The organism is Streptomyces sp. NPDC005004 (assembly GCF_053600675.1).
Window position 1 is genome coordinate 323,740 of sequence record NZ_JBSGAH010000007.1, and the last position, 17,393, is coordinate 341,132.

Below are 17,393 nucleotides of genomic sequence, written 5' to 3' on the forward strand. Positions count from 1 at the left end.
GAATTGGCGGTTCCGACAGTCGCCGGTCAGCCCTTCGCCACCTGGAGCCGCCCGTGCGCCCCGCCTCCTCCCGTGAGCGCGAGGGCGCCGTCCCGGTCCGTGCGCAGCACCACCGCTCCACCCGCGCGCAACGCGGCCACCGTGGACGGGGCCGGGTGTCCATAGGGGTTGTCGACGCCGCAGGACACGAGGGCGAGCCGCGGGGACGCCAGGCGTATCAGGTCGGGGTCCTGATAGGCGGAGCCGTGATGGGCGACCTTCAGTACGTCCACGCGCGCCAGATCGGCCGCGCCCGGCGACAGCAGCAACTCTCTTTGCGCGGGCGGTTCGAGGTCGCCCAGCAGCAGGAGCCGCAGGCCACCGGTCCGCACGAGCACGGCGACGCTCGCGTCGTTCGGTCCGTCCGGGTCCGGCGCCGGGGCGGCCGGGGGCCACAACACCCGCCAGTCGAGCGGTCCGATACGGCGCTCCTCTCCCGCCACGGCCCGGGTGACCGGGATGTGCCGGGCGGCGGCCGCTCTGCGTACCGCCTCGGCCTGGTCCGGCGGTTCCGCGAAGCCGGTGGTCTCGATGGCGGCCACCGAACGGCCGCGCAGCACGCCGGGCAGGCCCGCGACGTGGTCGGCGTGGAAGTGGGTGAGGATCACCAGGGGAACGCGGGTGATGCCCAGTTCCCGCAGACAGCGGTCGACCGGCGCCGGATCGGGTCCGGCGTCCACGACCACGCCGGCGCCCGGCCCGGTCGCGAGCACCGTGGCGTCGCCCTGGCCGACGTCGCACATGGCGTACCGCCAGCCCGGTGGCGGCCAGCCCGTGACCACCCGGGTCAGCGGGGCGGGCCGCACCACCGCGAGGAGCAGGACCACACCGAGCGCCCCGCACCACCACGGGTGCCGGACCAGCCGCCGCCCGGCGAGCACGAGCACGACCGTGAGCGCGGCCAGCAGGAACGCCCCCGGCCAGCTCCCGGGCCAGTCCACCCCCGCACCGGGCAGCGCCGCCCCGGTCCTGGCCACCCCGGCGATCCACCGAGCGGGCCAACCCGCGCCCCACGCGAGCACCTTGGCGGCGGGCATCGCCACCGGGGCGACCGCGAGCGCGGCGAATCCCAGCACCGTGGCCGGGGCGACGGCCACCTCCACGAGGAGGTTGCACGGCACCGCCACCAGGCTCACCCGCGCCGACAGCACCGCGACCACCGGCGCGCACACGGCCTGGGCGGCGGCAGCGGCGGCCAGCCCCTCGGCCAGCCTGGCGGGAACCCGGCGCCGCCGCAGTGCCTCGCTCCAGCGGGGCGCGAGGAGCAGCAGGGCGCCGGTCGCCAGCACCGAGAGCACGAAGCCGTAACTCCGGGCCAGCCACGGGTCGTAGAGGACCAGCAGCAGGGCCGTCGCGGCGAGCGCGGGGACCAGGGACCTGCGGCGGCCGGTGGCCAGCGCCAGGAGGGCGACCGCGCCACAGGCAGCCGCCCGCAGCACGCTCGGGTCGGGACGGCAGACGACGACGAAGCCGAGGGTCAGGGCCGCCGCGAGGAGCGCGGTGGTCCGCAGCGAGAGTCCCAGGCGCGGGGCGAGTCCGCGCCGTTCGGCGCGCTGGGCCAGGCCGGGTGGTCCGATGAGCAGGGCGAGCAGGATGGTGAGGTTGCTGCCGGAGACGGCGAGCGTGTGCGCGAGGTCGGTCTCCTTGAACGCCTCGTCCAGCTCGGGTGTGATCCGTGAGGTGTCGCCGACGACCAGCCCGGGCAACAGGGCCCGCGCGTCCGACGGCAGCCCCTCGGTCGCCTCGCGCAGTCCGGCCCTGAGCCCGCCCGCCAGCCGCTGGGGCCCGCTCGGGCCTCCGACGACCCGGGGCACCGGCCAGTCGCGCACCCGCAGTACGGCGGCGCTCCGGTCGCCGTCCGCGTCGGCCGGTGCCAGCCGGCCCGCCACCCGCAGCCGCGTCGAGGGCAGCAGCGCGAGCCACGGCGGCCGGTCCGGCTCCCCCACGGCACCGGTCGGCGGCGGGACCTTCGTGTCGACGATCAGCAGCACAGGACTCCGGGTCCGCACAGGCGCCCTGCCGCCGTCCTCGTTCGTCACCTCCCGCACCTCGGCCCTCGCCAGCACCGCCACCGGTGCCGCGTGGTCGCCCCGCACGCGCGGTCTGCTCGTCCAGGGGTCACCCGTCAGCTCGATCTCGGCGGTGACGCTCGCGAACCGCCGTGCCGCCTCGGGCACCGGTCCGCGCCGTACGTCCTCCCCGTGCAGCCCCGCCGAGACGGCTGCCGCCGCGGTGCACAGCAGCACGGCCGCGACCGGCGCCCGGGGCCAGGAGAACCGCCGGCCCGGCGACCGCCGGACCGACAGCAGCCCGGCGACCAGGCAGACGGCCGCCACCCCGAGGCTCCATCCCAGCGGGACCACGATGAGCAGCGCCGAGGCACCCCAGGCCGCGAGGGTGGGCGGTACGAGCCGCAGGTCCGCCGGGCCCGCCTCCGGGGGCTCCCGCCCGGTGGGTCCCTCGGCGGAGACGGACTCGGCGGCCGCACCGCGTACCGCGTTCATGGCCGCACCAGCGGCTTCAGGTCCGAGAACCGGCTGTCCCCGATGCCGTTGACCTGCTTCAGTTCCTCCACCGCGCGGAATCCGCCGTGCCGGGTGCGGTAGTCGAGGATGTGCTGGGCGAGGACCGGGCCGACGCCGGGGAGGGTATCGAGCTGTTCGGGCGTCGCGGTGTTGAGGGAGACCGGGGAGGCGGGGCCGCCCGTACCCCCGCCGCCCACGGGTCCCGGTGGCGCGGCCGGAGCCATCGTCGAACCCACGAGGATCTGTTCCCCGTCCACCAGGAACCGCGCCCTGTTGAGCCCCTCGGCGCTCACCCCCGGCCGCATCCCGCCCGCCGCCTTCAGCGCGTCGGCGACCCGCGAACCGGCGGGCAGCTCCCTGATCCCGGGTTCCCGCACCTTGCCGCCCACGTCCACCACGATCTGCCCGCCGGGAGGCGCCGAACCGGCCACGGTCACAGGGGATTTCACACCGCCCGAGCCCTGCGCCCCTGCGTACGGCCTCTTCGCGTGCACCACCTCGGGCGCGCTCACCGTCTGGGTACGCCCGCTCCAGAAGTGCTGTGCCGCGAGTGCGGCGGCGATCAGGAGCACCGCGGTGAGCGCGATCACGCTCCGCCGTTCGACCCCGCACCGGGTCTGGAGCCACAGCGGCATCCGCTCCCGCAGCGCGAGCCCGGCCCGCTCCCGCCAGCCGGGGCCGGGAGGCGGCGGCTCGGGATCCTCCAACGGAGCGCGTACATAGCGGGGTTGATACCGGGACCTGGTGCCTCCTGGTGGGGCGTTGCCCGACTCCCCGGTTTCCACGGGTGGTTCACCGAAGAGAAGCCCGGCGCGGCGGCGCAGCTCGTCCGCCGGTACGGGCGCCCGGTGCCGGGCCCGTCCGTTGTGCGCCCGGCCGTTCTGCTGCGGGCGGCGATGCCGGGTGCGGCCGTCGGAGTCGGGACCCCGGCCCGGACCGCTGGTGGGAACGGCTGTGCGTGTGTCTGATCGAAGTGTCATGCGACGAGGATCGGACATTCCGCCGACTCGCGATGATCTTGCTCAATTTCCGTGGAACCGGACCTGGTTGTGGACAACTCCGCCACCCTCACGAGTGACACCACCGCCTCACGGCAAGCCCTCGCCCGAGCCTCGCGCGAGCCCTCCCAAGGCCCCTCACCGGGGCGAGACCACGACCCCCAGCAGCCCCGGCCCGGTGTGCGCCCCGATGACCGCCCCGACCTCGCTCACATGCATCTCGCCCAGCCCGGGCAGCCGCTCCCCCAGCCGCTCCCCCAGCACGGACGCCCGCTCCGGCGCGGCGAGATGGTGGACGGCGATGTCGACCTCTCCGGTGCCCGCCCGCTCCACGGCGATCTCCTCCAGGCGGGCAATCGCCTTGGAAGCGGTGCGGACCTTCTCCAGGAGTTCGATGCGGCCGCCCGTGAGCTGGAGCAGGGGTTTGACGGCGAGAGCGGAGCCGAGCAGGGCCTGTGCGGTGCCGATCCGGCCGCCCCGGCGCAGATAGTCGAGGGTGTCCACGTAGAAGTAGGCGGACGTGGTCGAGGCGCGCTTCTCGGCGGCGGCCACGGCCTCGTCCATCGTGCCGCCCGCCTCCGCCGTCCCGGCCGCCGCCAGCGCGCAGAAGCCGAGCGCCATGGCGACCATCTGCGTGTCCACGACCCGTACCGGCACGGGCGCCTGACGGGCCGCCAGGACGGCCGCGTCGTAGGTGCCGGACAGTTCGGCGGACAGGTGGAGGGAGACGATGCCGCTCGCGCCGGAGGCGGCGACCTCGCGGTAGACCGCGGCGAACTCCTCGGGGCTGGGCCGGGAGGTGGTGACCGGGCGGCGTTTCTGGAGCGCCTGGGCGAGGGAGCGGGTGGAGATCTCGGTGCCCTCTTCGAGCGCCCGGTCGCCGAGGACCACGGTCAGCGGCACCGCGGTGATGCCGTGGCGCTCCATCGCCCCGTGCGGCAGGTAGGCCGTTGAATCGGTGACGATCGCGACATGGCGGGACATGAGCTGGAGGTTACCTGGCGTAGGAGGGGTGCGGCAGCCCGACCCCGGTCGGGGGAACCGGGACGGGCCGAGGGGCCGGGATCAGGCGGTGGTCTCGGGGCGCGGCTTGCGCTGCCAGGGGTGGACCGGGCGCGGTCCTGGCGGAGTGATCGCGTGCGGTGCGACCGGGTCCGGGCGGTCGGAACCGGCGGCCGGGGGCCAGTCGCCGCCCGCATTCGTCTGGGTTTCCGGCCAGGGGGCGCCCGGGTCGCCGGTCCGGGTCCAGTGGCGCAGGGCGCCGGTCTCGATGTCGATCTGGGCGCTGAGGGAGTCCAGGTCGTCGTCGGCGAAGCGGCCCGCGCGGTCGCGGACGGCCCAGCGCAGGGAGTCGGCGGAGGCGGTGATGCGTTCGGTGCGGGTGCGCAGCTCGGGCAGCCGTGCGGCGAGGGTGGAGCGGTCGGGCTCGGACTCCAGACGCCGCAGGATGCCGTCCAGTTCCTGGCCGTGCGTGCTGAGGCGCTCGAAGAGGCCGAGGGACTCCTTCAGGGACTCGTCCTGGACGACGCCCGAGTGCAGTGCGTCCTGGGTGGCGCGCATCGAGGTGCGCAGGGCGAGCCGCAACTGGGCGATCTCGCCGGCCGGCCCGGGGCGGCCGTAGGACTTGGCGCGCAGGGTGTGGTCCTCGACCGTGCGGCGGGCCTGGGCCACCGTGCGGTCAACGGTGCGCTTGGCGGCGCCGACCACCTTGACCGTGGCGTAGACGCCGAGGCCGAGGCAGAGCAGGACGAGCAGGGCGACCACGGTGAGCACGGTTTCCATGACGCTCCTCCTCGACCCCTGGGCGGCACGCGCCGCCTCGCTCTTTACGGTAAACGCAACGGGCAGGCCCGGGGTTCCGTCCGAACCCCGAACCTGCCCGTAGGGGATCACCCCGAGGTCCGGTTTCCCGGGCGCGGCAACGCCCGGTCCGCCGGGCGGCAGGCGCCCGGCGGCGGATGTCTGCGCGTGCGTCAGCCGGTCACGATGTTGACCAGCTTGGGCGCCCGCACGATCACCTTGCGGATGGCGGCGCCGCCGAGCGCGGCGACGACCTTCTCGTCGGCCAGCGCGGCCTTCTCCAGCTCCTGGTCGGAGATGGCCGGGGACACCTCCAGGCGGGCCTTGACCTTGCCCTTGATCTGCACGACGCAGGTGACGGTCTCGTCCACCACGTACCGCGGGTCGGCGACCGGGAAGTCCTGGTGGACGACCGAGTCGGTACGGCCCAGCTTGCGCCACAGCTCCTCGGCGATGTGCGGGGCCAGCGGCGCGACCATCAGGACCAGCGACTCGGCGACGCTGCGCGGCAGGGCGGCGCCGGTCTTGGTCAGGTGGTTGTTCAGCTCGGTGATCTTGGCGATCGCCGTGTTGAAGCGCAGGCCCTCCAGGTCCTGGCGCACGCCGTCGACCGCCTTGTGCAGGGCGCGCAGCGTGTCCTCGTCGGGCTCGGCGTCGGTGACGGTGATCTCGCCGGTGTTCTCGTCGACGATGTTGCGCCACAGCCGCTGCAGCAGCCGGAACTGGCCGACCACCGCGCGGGTGTCCCAGGGGCGGGAGACGTCCAGCGGACCCATCGCCATCTCGTACAGGCGCAGGGTGTCGGCGCCGTACTCGGCGGCGATCTCGTCCGGGGTGACGGCGTTCTTCAGGGACTTGCCCATCTTGCCGAGCAGCCGGGAGACCTTCTCGCCCTCGTAGTAGAAGGCGCCGTCGCGCTCCTCGACCTCGGCGGCCGGGACGGCGATGCCACGGCTGTCGCGGTAGACGTAGGCCTGGATCATGCCCTGGTTGAACAGCTTGTGGAACGGCTCGGCGGACGAGACGTACCCCAGGTCGAAGAGGACCTTGGACCAGAAGCGGGCGTACAGCAGGTGCAGCACCGCGTGCTCGGCGCCGCCGACGTACAGGTCGACACCGCCGTGTGGCATACCCTCGCGCGGGCCCATCCAGTACTGCTCGATCTCGGGGTCGACCATGCTCTGGTCGTTGCGCGGGTCCAGGTAGCGGAACTCGTACCAGCAGGAACCGGCCCAGTTGGGCATGGTGTTGGTCTCGCGGCGGTACTTCTTCGGGCCGTCGCCCAGGTCCAGGGTGACGTGGACCCACTCGTCGTTGCGCGAGAGCGGGGTCTCGGGCTGGGTGTCGGCGTCGTCCGGGTCGAAGGTGCGCGGGCTGTAGTCCTCGACCTCGGGCAGCTCCAGCGGCAGCATCGACTCGGGCAGCGCGTGGGCGACGCCGTCCTCGTCGTAGACGATCGGGAAGGGCTCGCCCCAGTAGCGCTGGCGGCTGAACAGCCAGTCGCGCAGGCGGAAGTTGACGGTGCCCTCGCCGATGCCCTCGGCGGCCAGCCACTCGGTGATGCGGGCCTTGGCCTCGGGGACGGCCAGTCCGTCCAGGGTGACGCCCGCGCCCGCGGAGTTGACCAGCTTGGCGTCGTAGGAGGCGAACGCGTCGTCCCAGGTGGAGGTGTCCGTGCCGCGGCCGTCGGTCGGCTCGACCACGCAGCGGATCGGCAGCTCGAAGGCGCGGGCGAAGGCGAAGTCGCGCGTGTCGTGGGCGGGGACGGCCATGATGGCGCCGGTGCCGTAGCCCATCAGCACGTAGTCGGCGATGAAGACCGGGACCCGCTCGCCGTTGACCGGGTTGACCGCGAACACACCGGTGAAGACGCCGGTCTTGTCCTTGGCCTCGGCCTGGCGCTCCACGTCGGACTTGGCGGCGGCCTGCGCGCGGTAGGCGGCGACGGCCTCGGCGGGGGTGGCGTGACCGCCGGTCCACACCTCGTGGGTGCCCTCGGGCCACGCCTCGGGGGTGAACTTCTCGACCAGCGGGTGCTCGGGGGCCAGCACCATGTAGGTCGCGCCGAACAGGGTGTCGGGGCGGGTGGTGAAGACGGTGATGCGCTCGCCGTCGACGGGGAAGTCGACGCGGGCGCCCTCGCTGCGGCCGATCCAGTTGCGCTGCTGGAGCTTGATGGCCTCGGGCCAGTCCAGCTCGTCCAGGTCGGCCAGCAGGCGGTCGGCGTAGGCGGTGATGCGCATGTTCCACTGGCGCAGCTTGGCCTTGAAGACCGGGAAGTTGCCGCGCTCGGAGCGACCGTCGGCGGTGACCTCCTCGTTGGCCAGCACGGTGCCCAGGCCGGGGCACCAGTTGACCGGCGCGTCGGAGGCGTAGGCCAGCCGGAAGTCGCCGAGGACGTCGGCGCGCTCGGTGGCGCTCAGCTCGCTCCACGCGCGCGTGTGGCCCGGTACGGGGCGCTCACCGGACTCGAACTGCGCGATCAGCTCGGAGATCGGGCGGGCCTTGTCGGCCTGCTCGTCGTACCAGGAGTTGAAGATCTGCAGGAAGATCCACTGGGTCCACTTGTAGTACTCCGGGTCGATCGTGGCGAACGACCGGCGCTTGTCGTGGCCCAGACCCAGCCGGCGGAGCTGGGCCTTCATGTTCTCCATGTTGGCCTCGGTGGACACGCGCGGGTGCGTGCCGGTCTGCACGGCGTACTGCTCGGCGGGCAGGCCGAAGGCGTCGAAGCCCAGGGTGTGCAGGACGTTGTGGCCGGTCATGCGCTGGAAGCGGGCGTAGACGTCGGTGGCGATGTAGCCCAGCGGGTGGCCGACGTGCAGGCCCGCGCCGGAGGGGTACGGGAACATGTCCATGATGAACTTCTTGGGCCGGGCGACCAGCTCGGGATCACCGCCCAGGGTGCCCTTGGGGTTCGGGGCGGCATAGGTGCCGTCCGCGTCCCAGAAGTCCTGCCAGCGTGCCTCGATCTCGGCGGCCATGGCGGCCGTGTAGCGGTGCGGCGCGGCCTCCGCCGACGCGGCAGCGGTGGCGGAGGGGTTCGTCTCGCTCATGATCCTCAAAGCTCCATCGATCGTCTCTGCCTGCGGAAACGAAAAATCCCCTCACACAGGAGGGGATGCCGCGCCGGCTCCGACCGTCCGGTTCGACCGGTGGTCGGCACTGTCAGCGCGGCTCGCTAAGCAGAAGGCGTACAGCACGCATGGCGCTAGGGTACCGCAGCCCTTGAGCAAGCCGCGACGCTCTTGCGTATGCCATGGAGACATGTCCGTACGGCCGTCAGATCTGGACCCGGGTCAAGGATTACTTCGCGTAACAGTCACTAAGGGACGGCACCCTCGCGGTTCCGTTCTTGGATAACAACGCAATAACTCAAACCTCGTACCGATCGGTATGGCTCCACTTAGAGTTCGGCAGCGGGACCGCCTTCCCGAAACTGCTCGGAGTTGCCCCCATGAACCCTCGTCGTAGTAACAGCTCGCTCCCCAAGCCAGGCCGCTCGGCCTACGGGGTGGCGTCCGCTGTCGTCCTGCTGCTCATACCCGTGGTCGTGCTGGTCGGAGGCAGCCAGTTCCAAGAATTCCTGAACTTCGGCGCGGGCGTGCTGTCCCTCGTCTCGCTCAGCTGCTCGGTGATCTGGGGCCTGGTCGCCCAGGACCGCATCCTGCTGAACATCCGGCAGCGGATCGTCGGCCAGGCCATCCACCGGACGACGGCGGTCGCCTCGATCGCGTTCCTGCTGCTGCACATCACCACCAAGATCGCGCTGGACCACACCGTGGTGATCGCCGCGCTCATCCCGTTCTCGCTCGGCTTCACCGGCAGCGGCGGCCTGATCGGCCTCGGCTCCCTGGCCGGACTGCTCATGATCTTCGTGGGCGTCACCGGCGCCCTGCGCAGCAACTTCGCCACCCCGGCCCCGGTCGCCGCCCGCTGGCGCGCGATGCACATGCTCGCCTACCCGGCGTGGTGCGCGGCCCTGGTCCACGGCCTGTACGCGGGCCGCGCGGCCAAACCGATCTTCACCATCCTCTACAGCCTCTCCCTGCTCGGCGTGATGGCAGCCCTCGCGCTGCGCGCCGCGCCGCGCCCGGTCAAGCGCAGGCTCTCCGACCGCGTCATGGCGATGCTCGGCAACTCCAACCGGCCCGGTATGGAGGAGCTGGAGGCCAGCCGCAACCGGGTCGCCGAGTCCGGTGTCCGGGACCGTGAGCCCCGGCGCGACGGCGGAGGTCCGGGCGCCGGTTCCGGTGGTCTGTACCAGTCCCCCGCCGCGGGTGCGGGCGGCGCCGGTTTCGCCGCCGCGTACCGCACGGCCGGCCCCCCGCAGCAGCCGTACCCGGGCGGCCGCCCGGACACCCCGATGGACATGCGTCCCACCGAGGCCATGCCGCGCGTGAACGACCCCTCCGCCCCGAGCTGGCCGGTCCCCTCCCCGCCGCCCGTGGGCGAGGCCCCGCCGTCGGCCTACGACCCGCTCCAGGACACGGGATACTCCATCCCCGTCTACGGCAATCCGGGCACGCCGGGCGGCGGCGGAGGTGATGTGCGCAACACGGGTGAGACGAACGCCCGGTACGGCACGTACAACTCGTCCGAAACGTTCAACAGTGGTCCCGCCACCGAACCAACCCCCGGCGCCTCCTTCGACGCGCCGGGTTCGGGCGAACCTTGGAACATGCCTTCCGGAGGCTATAGGTGAACGAGGCCCTGCCCGACGTCCCCGAAGTCCGCGTGGTCGGGCTTCCCCAGCTCACGTCGGGCTTCGACCTTGTGGAGCGGCTCGACCTGCCCATGCATCTCAAGGTGCACGGGCCGCTCGACCCGCTCGGCGGCGAGCAGCTCGCGCAGCTCGCCGAGAGCATCAATCTCAAGGGCCGCGGCGGCGCGGGCTTCCCCTTCCACAAGAAACTCCGCTCGGTCGCCGAGTCGGCGATCAAGAAGGGCGTCCGGCCGGTCGTCGTCGTCAACGGCAGCGAGGACGAGCCGGCCTGCCGCAAGGACACGGTGCTCATCAACCGTGCCCCGCACCTCATCCTGGACGGCGCCCTGCTGTGCGCCGAGGCGATGGGCGCGCGCACGCTGGTGATCGGCGTGACCCGTGAGTCCACCCAGCGCTCCATGGAGGCCGCGCTCGCCGAACGCGGCCTGAGCAACAGCCGTCGCTCCGCGCTGCGCGCCTGGGTGCAGCGCAACCCGGTGCGCATGGTCACGGGCGCCGCCGCCTCCCTGATCCGCTCGGTGGACGGCGGCCCGGCGATCCCGCCCGGCCGCAAGGTCAGCGCCTCGCAGAGCGGCGTCGGCGGCGCGCCCACCCTGCTGTCGAACGCGGAGACGTTCGCCCAGCTCGCGATCGCCGCCCGCATCGGCCCCGAGCGCTACGGCAACACGGGCCTGTACGACGAGCCGGGCACCGTCATGCTGACGGTCTCCGGCGCGGTCGCGCGCCCCATGGTCATCGAGGTGCCGACGGGCGTGCCGCTGCGCTACGTCCTCCAGCTCGCCGGGGCCCCGCCGGTCCCGCAGGGCGTGCTGACCGGTGGGTACCACGGCAAGTGGATCGACGCGGCGACCGTGAACGAGGCGATCGTCTCCCGCAACTCGCTGGACGCGGTGGGCGGCGCGCTCGGCGCGGGCGCGATCCTGCCGATCAGTCAGGAGACCTGTCCGCTGGGCGAGTCGCTGCGGGTGGCGCAGTGGCTGGCCGAGGAGAGCGCCGGCCAGTGCGGGCCCTGCTACCTCGGACTGCCCGCCGCCGCGCGCGGCATGGAGGACATCATCAACGGCGGCGGTCCGGCCGCCCTGGAGGCGCTGAAGCAGGTCGCCAAGAGCGTGAAGCGGCGCGGCGCGTGCTCGCACCCGGACGGCTCCGCGATGTTCCTGGAGTCGACCATCAAGGCGTTCACGGACGACCTGGCCGCCCATGTCCTCGGCAACGGCTGCGGACGGCCCGTGGAGGGCGTTCTGCCGCTCTTCGAGGGCGGCAAGATGCCCACGGGCATCCCGGGCGGCGGAGAGCCCGAGGACTCCGGCGGCAGCCGCCAGAAGATCTACGTGGACTGGACGCTGTGCCGGGGCCACGGGCTGTGCGCGGACATCCTCCCTGAGGTGTTCGAGCTGGGCGCGGACGGCTTCCCGACCGTCGCCCAGGCATCGGTGCCGCGCTACGCGGAGGCGAAGGCGCTGCGCGCGGTGCGGCGCTGCCCGGCGCTCGCACTGCGGATCGAGGAGGACACCCGGGGGCAGGCGCCGTCGAAGAACCTGCCGGTGGTCTCCCAGGGACGCGGACGGCGCGCGCTGGGGCGCTGAGAGGCGACAAGGCGGGCCGCCCGGTTCCGGGTGGCCCGCCTTCGTCGTGTCACGGCCCGTGAGCGCCGTACGTCCCGTCTCGCGCCTCCTCGCGGAAACGCCGAGGGCGGACCATCCGTCCGGATGATCCGCCCTCGACTTCTGTGGAGCTAAGGAGAATTGAACTCCTGACCTCCTGCATGCCATGCAGGCGCTCTACCAACTGAGCTATAGCCCCTCGCGGCGCTCTTCCGGATTCCTCCGGAGGCGTCGCAAGCCTTCTTCGATTTTCTGTGGAGCTAAGGAGAATTGAACTCCTGACCTCCTGCATGCCATGCAGGCGCTCTACCAACTGAGCTATAGCCCCTCGCGGTGCCCTTCCGGGTTCCCCCGGAGGCGTCGCCAACCTTACACGGTCCCCGACGGTGAGCACCAAACCGATTTCCGGTACGACACCATAAGGGGCTTTATGTCCGTTTCCGGCTGCCCGGTTCAGGCGGTGACGAAGGAGTAGAACCGCTTGAGCGTGCAGTGCTCTTCGAGGAGCCGGCCGTAGATCGGCTCGCCCTCCAGCTCACGGTAGGTCTCGATGGGGTCGCCTTTTATGATCAGCGCCCGGGCGCATTCCTCGCACCAGTACTGGTAGTCGGGGTTGATCGGTTCCATGTCGCGGACGATGGGCGTACCACTGCCGCACCAGTCGCACTTCCGCCTGTGTGCACCCATCGCTCAGCTCCAGCTATGGCCGCAGGCCGTGCACACGTAGGAGATCCCGCCGTTGTCGCCGAGGACCTGGGCGACATGGGCCGAACCGCAGGAAGGGCAGCGGAGCCGGGTGGCCGTGTCCCGTATCCAGGCCGTCCCGAGGAGGTGGCCGACCTCCCCAAGGATGCTCGCAGGCATCGCCACTCCCTCCCGTGCGGGCCGCGTCCCCTTCCGGCCGTCTGATTCTGCCACGGCCGGGCCGATACGGTCAGCGACGCCTGAGTACCAGTCCGGACACGGCCGTCGGCGCGGCAGTCGCGGCAAGCGCCCAGGCAGCCACCCGGAACGCCTCCGCCGTTGTATACGCCCGCGGCCCCCCGTCCGACTCAAGCCGGTCGAGATCATCCGCCGCCGGAACACGAAAAATCCCGCCCTCTGGAGGACGGGATCTTTCCCTGTCGATCTTTGACGACTCAACCGAGTGTCGATCTGTGGAGCTAAGGAGAATTGAACTCCTGACCTCCTGCATGCCATGCAGGCGCTCTACCAACTGAGCTATAGCCCCTCGCGTTCTTCCCGCTCGGCGGGCGAACAAGAAGAACTTTAGCCTGTGACCTGCCGGAAAGTGAAATCCGGGCTCAGTCGTCGTCGCCGAGGACCGGCACCGGCAGGGTGCCCGCGTTGTGCTCCAGCAGGCGCCAGCCCCGGGCACCCTCGCCGAGCACGGACCAGCAGCAGTTGGAGAGGCCGCCCAGGCTCTCCCAGTGGTGGGAGTCGATGCCGAGGAGCCGGCCGATCGTGGTGCGGATGGTGCCGCCGTGACTGACCACCACGAGCGTGCCGTTCTCCGGCAGCTTCTCGGCGTGCCGCAGCACGACCGGGGCCGCGCGGTCGGCGACCTCGGTCTCCAGCTCGCCGCCGCCGCGGCGGACCGGCTCGCCGCGCTTCCAGGCGGCGTAGTCGTCGCCGTAGCGGGCGATGATCTCGTCGTGCGTCAGCCCCTGCCAGGCGCCCGCGTAGGTCTCGCGCAGGCCCTCGTCGTGGGTGACCTCGAGGCCGGTGAGCGCGGCCAGCTCGGCGGCCGTGTCGGAGGCGCGCTGGAGGTCGGAGGCGACGATGGCGTCGGGTGCGAGCGAGGCCAGCAGCCGCGCGGCCCGCCGGGCCTGGCCGATGCCGGTCTCGGTCAGCGGTACGTCGGTGGTGCCCTGGAAGCGGCGGTCCACGTTCCAGGCGGTCTGGCCGTGCCGCCACAGGATGACGCGGCGGCCCCGGCTCTTGGCGTCGGTCACCTCACCCGTGGCCGTCATCACCACTCCTCGCCGGGCTCGTCACCGGCCTCGGCGCGCTCCTTGGCGTGCTCCTCGGCCTTGCCGCGGGTGGCCTTGGCCTCCTCGGGCAGCTCCAGCTCGGGGCAGTCCTTCCACAGCCGCTCCAGGGCGTAGAAGACGCGCTCCTCGCTGTGCTGGACGTGGACGACGATGTCGACGTAGTCGAGCAGGATCCAGCGGGACTCGCGGTCGCCCTCGCGGCGGACGGGCTTGGCGCCGCGCTCCTTGAGCAGGCGCTCCTCGATCTCGTCGACGATCGCCTTGACCTGGCGGTCGTTCGGCGCGGAGGCCAGCAGGAACGCGTCGGTGATGGACAGCACGTCGCTGACGTCGTAGGCGATGACGTCGTGGGCGAGCTTGTCGGCCGCCGCCTGGGCGGCGGTGCTGATGAGTTCGAGGGAACGGTCGGTGGCGGTCACTGTGAAGCTTTCGGTCGGGGGCGGGGATCGGCTGGGTGCGGGGCGACACGAAGGACGCGGCCCGCGGCGGTCACCGGGAATCCAAGGGTCTCACGGAAGGGGTGAGGCACCCCACGTGACGTTCGGGTCACCCGGGGTGCCTCGGTGGCGCGGGGGCTTCGTCAGGAGGCGCCGGGCCGGTAGTCCTGGCCGAGGACGACCAGGACGTCGGCGCCGGAGGTGACGGAGCCCTTGGCGACTGCGGTGGCCGGCAGTCCGAGGGTCTTGGCGACCTCGGTGGCGTTCTCCTTGTCGGCGGCGCCGGAGTAGACGACCCGGGAGGCGGTCTGGGCGGCCGCGCTGCCGCCGTCGACGAAGGTGAAGCCGCCGTTGAGCAGGACCACGCGGGCCTTCTCGGTGTCGTCCTTCACCCCGGTGCCGTTCTGCACGGAGACGCGCACGGCAGAGCCGGCGTCGGGGCTCTTGGCGGCGCCGCCGAGCACGTCCTTGACCACGCTGTCGCTGGTCTGGGCGGTCAGCGTGCCGTCGCCCTGCACCGGGAGCAGCACGGTCCTGTACGAACCGTCCTTGGCGAGTTCGGCGAGCTTGGCCAGGAAGGTGCCGAGGTCCTTGTCGGTCAGCGAGGGGTCGAGGATCTGCGCGAGGGTCTGCACGGTCGTGGTGGCGGCGGTGGGGTCGGTGGACACCTTGCGCAGCACGCCCTGGAGGACCTGCCCGAACCGCTCCAGCTGGGCGTTCTGGGTCTCGCCGGGGGCGCGGTAGGTGGCGTAGGCGACGGCCATCCTGCCGCTGAGGGTCTGGTCCTTGCCCTGGTGGACCAGCACCTCGGCGCCCTTCTTCCTGGCATCCGGGTCGGGCACGTCGGTATTGGTGTCGACCTCGATGCTGCCGACGAGTTCGACCAGGTTCTGCAGGTAGGGCGTGTCCAGGCGCCAGGTGCCCTGGATGCTGGTGCCGAGCACGGTGTCGATCTGGTCGCGGGTGCCCGAGGAACCGTCGTCGTCCACCGACTTGGCCAGCGTCGTGGTGGTGCCCGAATCGTCGGACAGGGCGAGGGAGTTGGGCAGCAGGACGGTGGTGCCGCGCTTGGTGGTGGTGTTGTCGACGAGCAGCACGGTGGAGGTGCCGTTCTTGCCGGTGTTGTGCAGATGCACGACGATCACGTCGCGCTTCTGCGCCCCGGCGGCGACGGCAGTGCCGCCCTTCTTGGCGGGGGAGGACAGCCCGGGCAGCTTGCCGGCGAACCAGAGGTAGCCGACTCCGCCGACGGCGACCAGCGCGAGGACGACGACGAGGACGACGACCCGGCTGCGGGCGCGGCGGCGGGCCTCCTCGCGGCGCTCGGTGCGGTTCTCGGTGAACTTCAGCCAGTCGATGACGTCCTCGGACTCGCCGTCCGGCTCCTCGGCGAAGGCGAACTGCTCGTCGCCGTCCGGTTCCTGGCCCTCCCGCGCGGGCGCGGGCGTGCCGACCGTCCGCTCCTCGGGCTCCTCCGGGGCCGCGGCCCGGGCGGCGGGTCCGCTCTGCTGGGGGATGTGCGCGGTCTGCTCGGCGACGCGGGGCTGCTGCCCGCTGGTGGCCGCCTGCCCGTAGGGGTCGTAGGCGGTGCCGTTCCGGGACCCCTGGGCGCCCTGCGCGCCGTAGCCGTCGTACTGCCCGTAGGGGTCGGTGCCCTGGGTGCCCTGGGTGCCGTAGGGGTCGTAGACGGGGGGCACGGGCGGCTGCCGGCCGGTGTCGTAGCCGCCCTGGCCGTAGCCCTGGCGGGCGTACGGGTCGTGGTCCTGGCCGCCGGAGCGGGCCGGGACCTGCTGGTAGACGGGGCGTCCGTAGTCGTCGTAGCCGACGATCTCGTAGGTGTTCCCGTCGTACTGGTCGTCGTACTGCTCGCCGCCGTACCCAGCGTCGTATCGGTCGTTCACCGGTGCCCCTCTCGGCTCACTCGCCGCGGTACAGCTCACGCTTGTCGATGTAGCGCACGACTCCGTCCGGCACCATGTACCAGATGGGGTCGCCCTTGGCGACTCTCGCACGGCAGTCCGTGGAGGAGATCGCCAGGGCGGGGACCTCGACGAGCGAGACACCGCCTTCCGGCAGCCCGGCGTCGGTCAGTTGGTGACCGGGGCGGGTGACGCCGATGAAGTGCGCGAGGGAGAACAGTTCCGCCGAGTCCCGCCAGGTCAGCAGTTGGGCCAGGGCGTCGGCGCCGGTGATGAAGAACAGGTCCGTGTCCGGGTTGAGGGCACGCAGGTCGCGCAGGGTGTCCACGGTGTAGGTGGGTCCGCCGCGGTCGATGTCGATCCGGCTGACGGAGAACTGCGGGTTCTCGGCGGTCGCGATGACCGTCATCAGATAGCGGTCCTCGGCGGGGGAGACCGTGCGGTGCGACTTCTGCCAGGGCTGGCCGGTGGGCACGAAGACCACCTCGTCCAGGTGGAACTGCGCGGCGACCTCGCTGGCCGCCACCAGGTGCCCGTGGTGGATCGGGTCGAACGTGCCGCCCATGACGCCGAGCCGGCGCTTGCCGGTGCGCACGGGGCCGTGGCTCTCCAGGTGTGCCGTGCGCCGTGGCCCGTCGGGTGTGGTGCCGGGCGCCCCGGGGGTGGTGTGCCCCGTGCCGGTGCCGGCCGCGTGGGCGGCGGCCGTCCCGTCCGCCGGACCGGTAGGCATGTCCTGCTCTCCCATGCGTGCAGACCCTACCGGCCCGTAGTGCGACACCTGTGCGGGGATCAGGTCCCGGCTCAGCGGTCGCGGTTGAAGCGCGTGGTGATCCACAGCAGGAGCAGCAGGATGCCCAGGGCGCAGCCGCCGGTGACGGCCGGGTTGAGGCTGTTGTGGTGGCCGCCCCGCTCCTCGGTCTCGGCGGCGAGGGTGACCAACTGGACGGCGGCGCTGTGGATGCTCATCTTCGGCAGGACCTAACGCGTGTGGGCGGGATAAAGACGTGGGTTCATCGTAAGCGGGCGACCCGGCGGAGATCACGCCGACTCCGGTCTAGGCGGCGGGGCGGGCGGTTGCCGCCCTGGGGCGGGCCGGACGGGACGGCCGGATCGCGACCGCGCGGGAACCTTCCCGGCGGGTCAGTCGTCCTTCCGCTTGTAGCCGCTCATCAGGAACCAGCCGGTCAGTGCGCAGCCCAGGATCATCACGACGAGGACGATGCGGAGCAGGTTCCCCGACCCGTGCTCGGGGACGGCGTTCGCGGCGGCCTCGGTCAGCCGGGCGGCTGCGAGATGGTGCTCCATGGCGTGGACTCCTTCGGTGGTACTGCCCCGTCCACGGTACGCCGCC

General features: G+C 72.2%; 15 protein-coding genes and 3 tRNA genes. 2 read left to right on the forward strand and 16 right to left on the reverse strand.

Annotation, left to right across the window (positions count from 1 at the left end; all coding sequences use genetic code 11):
• Positions 1-26: 26 nt before the first annotated feature.
• The 5 genes from ACWEEU_RS12890 to leuS form a co-directional block, all read right to left on the reverse strand.
• Complete coding sequence (locus ACWEEU_RS12890; protein ID WP_451731542.1) at positions 27-2,543, reverse strand: ComEC/Rec2 family competence protein; 2,517 nt, start codon at positions 2,541-2,543, stop codon at positions 27-29.
• Complete coding sequence (locus ACWEEU_RS12895; RefSeq protein WP_451731545.1) at positions 2,540-3,544, reverse strand: helix-hairpin-helix domain-containing protein; 1,005 nt, start codon at positions 3,542-3,544, stop codon at positions 2,540-2,542. The genes ACWEEU_RS12890 and ACWEEU_RS12895 overlap by 4 nt, the downstream gene beginning before the upstream one ends.
• Before the next feature lie 156 nt (positions 3,545-3,700).
• Positions 3,701-4,546 carry a DegV family protein gene (locus ACWEEU_RS12900; RefSeq protein ID WP_451731548.1) on the reverse strand — a complete coding sequence of 282 codons (846 nt, stop codon included), beginning with the start codon at positions 4,544-4,546 and terminating at the stop codon, positions 3,701-3,703.
• A gap of 81 nt (positions 4,547-4,627) precedes the next feature.
• A complete protein-coding gene (locus tag ACWEEU_RS12905; protein ID WP_451731551.1) occupies positions 4,628-5,344 on the reverse strand; it encodes a hypothetical protein in 717 nt (238 codons plus the stop codon).
• A gap of 191 nt (positions 5,345-5,535) precedes the next feature.
• Complete coding sequence (gene leuS, locus ACWEEU_RS12910) at positions 5,536-8,418, reverse strand: leucine--tRNA ligase (RefSeq protein ID WP_451731554.1); 2,883 nt, start codon at positions 8,416-8,418, stop codon at positions 5,536-5,538.
• Positions 8,419-8,819: 401 nt separating this feature from the next.
• Here leuS and ACWEEU_RS12915 point away from each other — a divergent pair, with 401 nt between their 5' ends.
• Together ACWEEU_RS12915 and ACWEEU_RS12920 are read left to right on the forward strand one after the other, a co-directional pair.
• Positions 8,820-10,067 (forward strand): cytochrome b/b6 domain-containing protein, encoded by a 1,248-nt coding sequence (locus ACWEEU_RS12915; RefSeq protein WP_451731557.1) that lies wholly within the window; start codon positions 8,820-8,822, stop codon positions 10,065-10,067.
• A complete protein-coding gene (locus tag ACWEEU_RS12920; RefSeq protein WP_385744142.1) occupies positions 10,064-11,674 on the forward strand; it encodes an NADH-ubiquinone oxidoreductase-F iron-sulfur binding region domain-containing protein in 1,611 nt (536 codons plus the stop codon). The genes ACWEEU_RS12915 and ACWEEU_RS12920 overlap by 4 nt, the downstream gene beginning before the upstream one ends.
• A gap of 144 nt (positions 11,675-11,818) precedes the next feature.
• Here the strand turns inward: ACWEEU_RS12920 and ACWEEU_RS12925 are convergent.
• The 11 genes from ACWEEU_RS12925 to ACWEEU_RS12975 all read right to left on the reverse strand — a co-directional run bounded on the left by ACWEEU_RS12925 (position 11,819) and on the right by ACWEEU_RS12975 (position 17,347).
• A tRNA-Ala gene (locus ACWEEU_RS12925) sits at positions 11,819-11,891 on the reverse strand.
• Positions 11,892-11,947: 56 nt separating this feature from the next.
• Positions 11,948-12,020 (reverse strand) — tRNA-Ala (locus tag ACWEEU_RS12930).
• A gap of 125 nt (positions 12,021-12,145) precedes the next feature.
• A complete protein-coding gene (locus tag ACWEEU_RS12935; RefSeq protein WP_006136074.1) occupies positions 12,146-12,379 on the reverse strand; it encodes a hypothetical protein in 234 nt (77 codons plus the stop codon).
• A 3-nt stretch (positions 12,380-12,382) separates the two neighbouring features.
• Positions 12,383-12,556, reverse strand: a complete 174-nt coding sequence (locus tag ACWEEU_RS12940; RefSeq protein WP_199588441.1) for a hypothetical protein — start codon at positions 12,554-12,556, stop codon at positions 12,383-12,385.
• 294 nt (positions 12,557-12,850) lie between these two features.
• Positions 12,851-12,923, reverse strand: a tRNA-Ala gene (locus ACWEEU_RS12945).
• Positions 12,924-12,996: 73 nt separating this feature from the next.
• The gene (locus tag ACWEEU_RS12950) at positions 12,997-13,665 is read right to left on the reverse strand and encodes a histidine phosphatase family protein (RefSeq protein ID WP_385748931.1); all 669 of its coding nucleotides are present in this window, start codon (positions 13,663-13,665) and stop codon (positions 12,997-12,999) included.
• Positions 13,665-14,105 (reverse strand): ribosome silencing factor, encoded by a 441-nt coding sequence (gene rsfS / locus ACWEEU_RS12955; RefSeq protein WP_356104544.1) that lies wholly within the window; start codon positions 14,103-14,105, stop codon positions 13,665-13,667. The genes ACWEEU_RS12950 and rsfS overlap by 1 nt, the downstream gene beginning before the upstream one ends.
• 161 nt (positions 14,106-14,266) lie before the next feature.
• Positions 14,267-16,024, reverse strand: coding sequence for an LCP family protein (locus tag ACWEEU_RS12960; RefSeq protein ID WP_451731562.1), 1,758 nt, complete (start codon positions 16,022-16,024; stop codon positions 14,267-14,269).
• A 16-nt stretch (positions 16,025-16,040) separates the two neighbouring features.
• Positions 16,041-16,787, reverse strand: coding sequence for a nicotinate-nucleotide adenylyltransferase (gene nadD / locus ACWEEU_RS12965; RefSeq protein ID WP_385748937.1), 747 nt, complete (start codon positions 16,785-16,787; stop codon positions 16,041-16,043).
• Between the two features lie 56 nt (positions 16,788-16,843).
• Positions 16,844-17,008, reverse strand: a complete 165-nt coding sequence (locus ACWEEU_RS12970; RefSeq protein WP_018545148.1) for a hypothetical protein — start codon at positions 17,006-17,008, stop codon at positions 16,844-16,846.
• A gap of 174 nt (positions 17,009-17,182) precedes the next feature.
• Entirely contained in the window at positions 17,183-17,347 is a 165-nt protein-coding gene (locus tag ACWEEU_RS12975; protein WP_385748942.1) for a hypothetical protein, read from the reverse strand.
• Positions 17,348-17,393 lie beyond the last annotated feature (46 nt).

Coding starts and splice junctions, on each gene's coding strand:
- ACWEEU_RS12890 (WP_451731542.1), bottom strand. CDS start 2,543: ATGAACGCGGTACGCGGTGCGGCCGCCGAGTCCGTCTCCGCCGAGGGA.
- ACWEEU_RS12895 (WP_451731545.1), bottom strand. CDS start 3,544: ATGACACTTCGATCAGACACACGCACAGCCGTTCCCACCAGCGGTCCG.
- ACWEEU_RS12900 (WP_451731548.1), bottom strand. CDS start 4,546: ATGTCCCGCCATGTCGCGATCGTCACCGATTCAACGGCCTACCTGCCG.
- ACWEEU_RS12905 (WP_451731551.1), bottom strand. CDS start 5,344: ATGGAAACCGTGCTCACCGTGGTCGCCCTGCTCGTCCTGCTCTGCCTC.
- leuS (WP_451731554.1), bottom strand. CDS start 8,418: ATGAGCGAGACGAACCCCTCCGCCACCGCTGCCGCGTCGGCGGAGGCC.
- ACWEEU_RS12915 (WP_451731557.1), top strand. CDS start 8,820: ATGAACCCTCGTCGTAGTAACAGCTCGCTCCCCAAGCCAGGCCGCTCG.
- ACWEEU_RS12935 (WP_006136074.1), bottom strand. CDS start 12,379: ATGGGTGCACACAGGCGGAAGTGCGACTGGTGCGGCAGTGGTACGCCC.
- ACWEEU_RS12940 (WP_199588441.1), bottom strand. CDS start 12,556: ATGCCTGCGAGCATCCTTGGGGAGGTCGGCCACCTCCTCGGGACGGCC.
- ACWEEU_RS12950 (WP_385748931.1), bottom strand. CDS start 13,665: ATGACGGCCACGGGTGAGGTGACCGACGCCAAGAGCCGGGGCCGCCGC.
- nadD (WP_385748937.1), bottom strand. CDS start 16,787: ATGGGAGAGCAGGACATGCCTACCGGTCCGGCGGACGGGACGGCCGCC.
- ACWEEU_RS12970 (WP_018545148.1), bottom strand. CDS start 17,008: ATGAGCATCCACAGCGCCGCCGTCCAGTTGGTCACCCTCGCCGCCGAG.
- ACWEEU_RS12975 (WP_385748942.1), bottom strand. CDS start 17,347: ATGGAGCACCATCTCGCAGCCGCCCGGCTGACCGAGGCCGCCGCGAAC.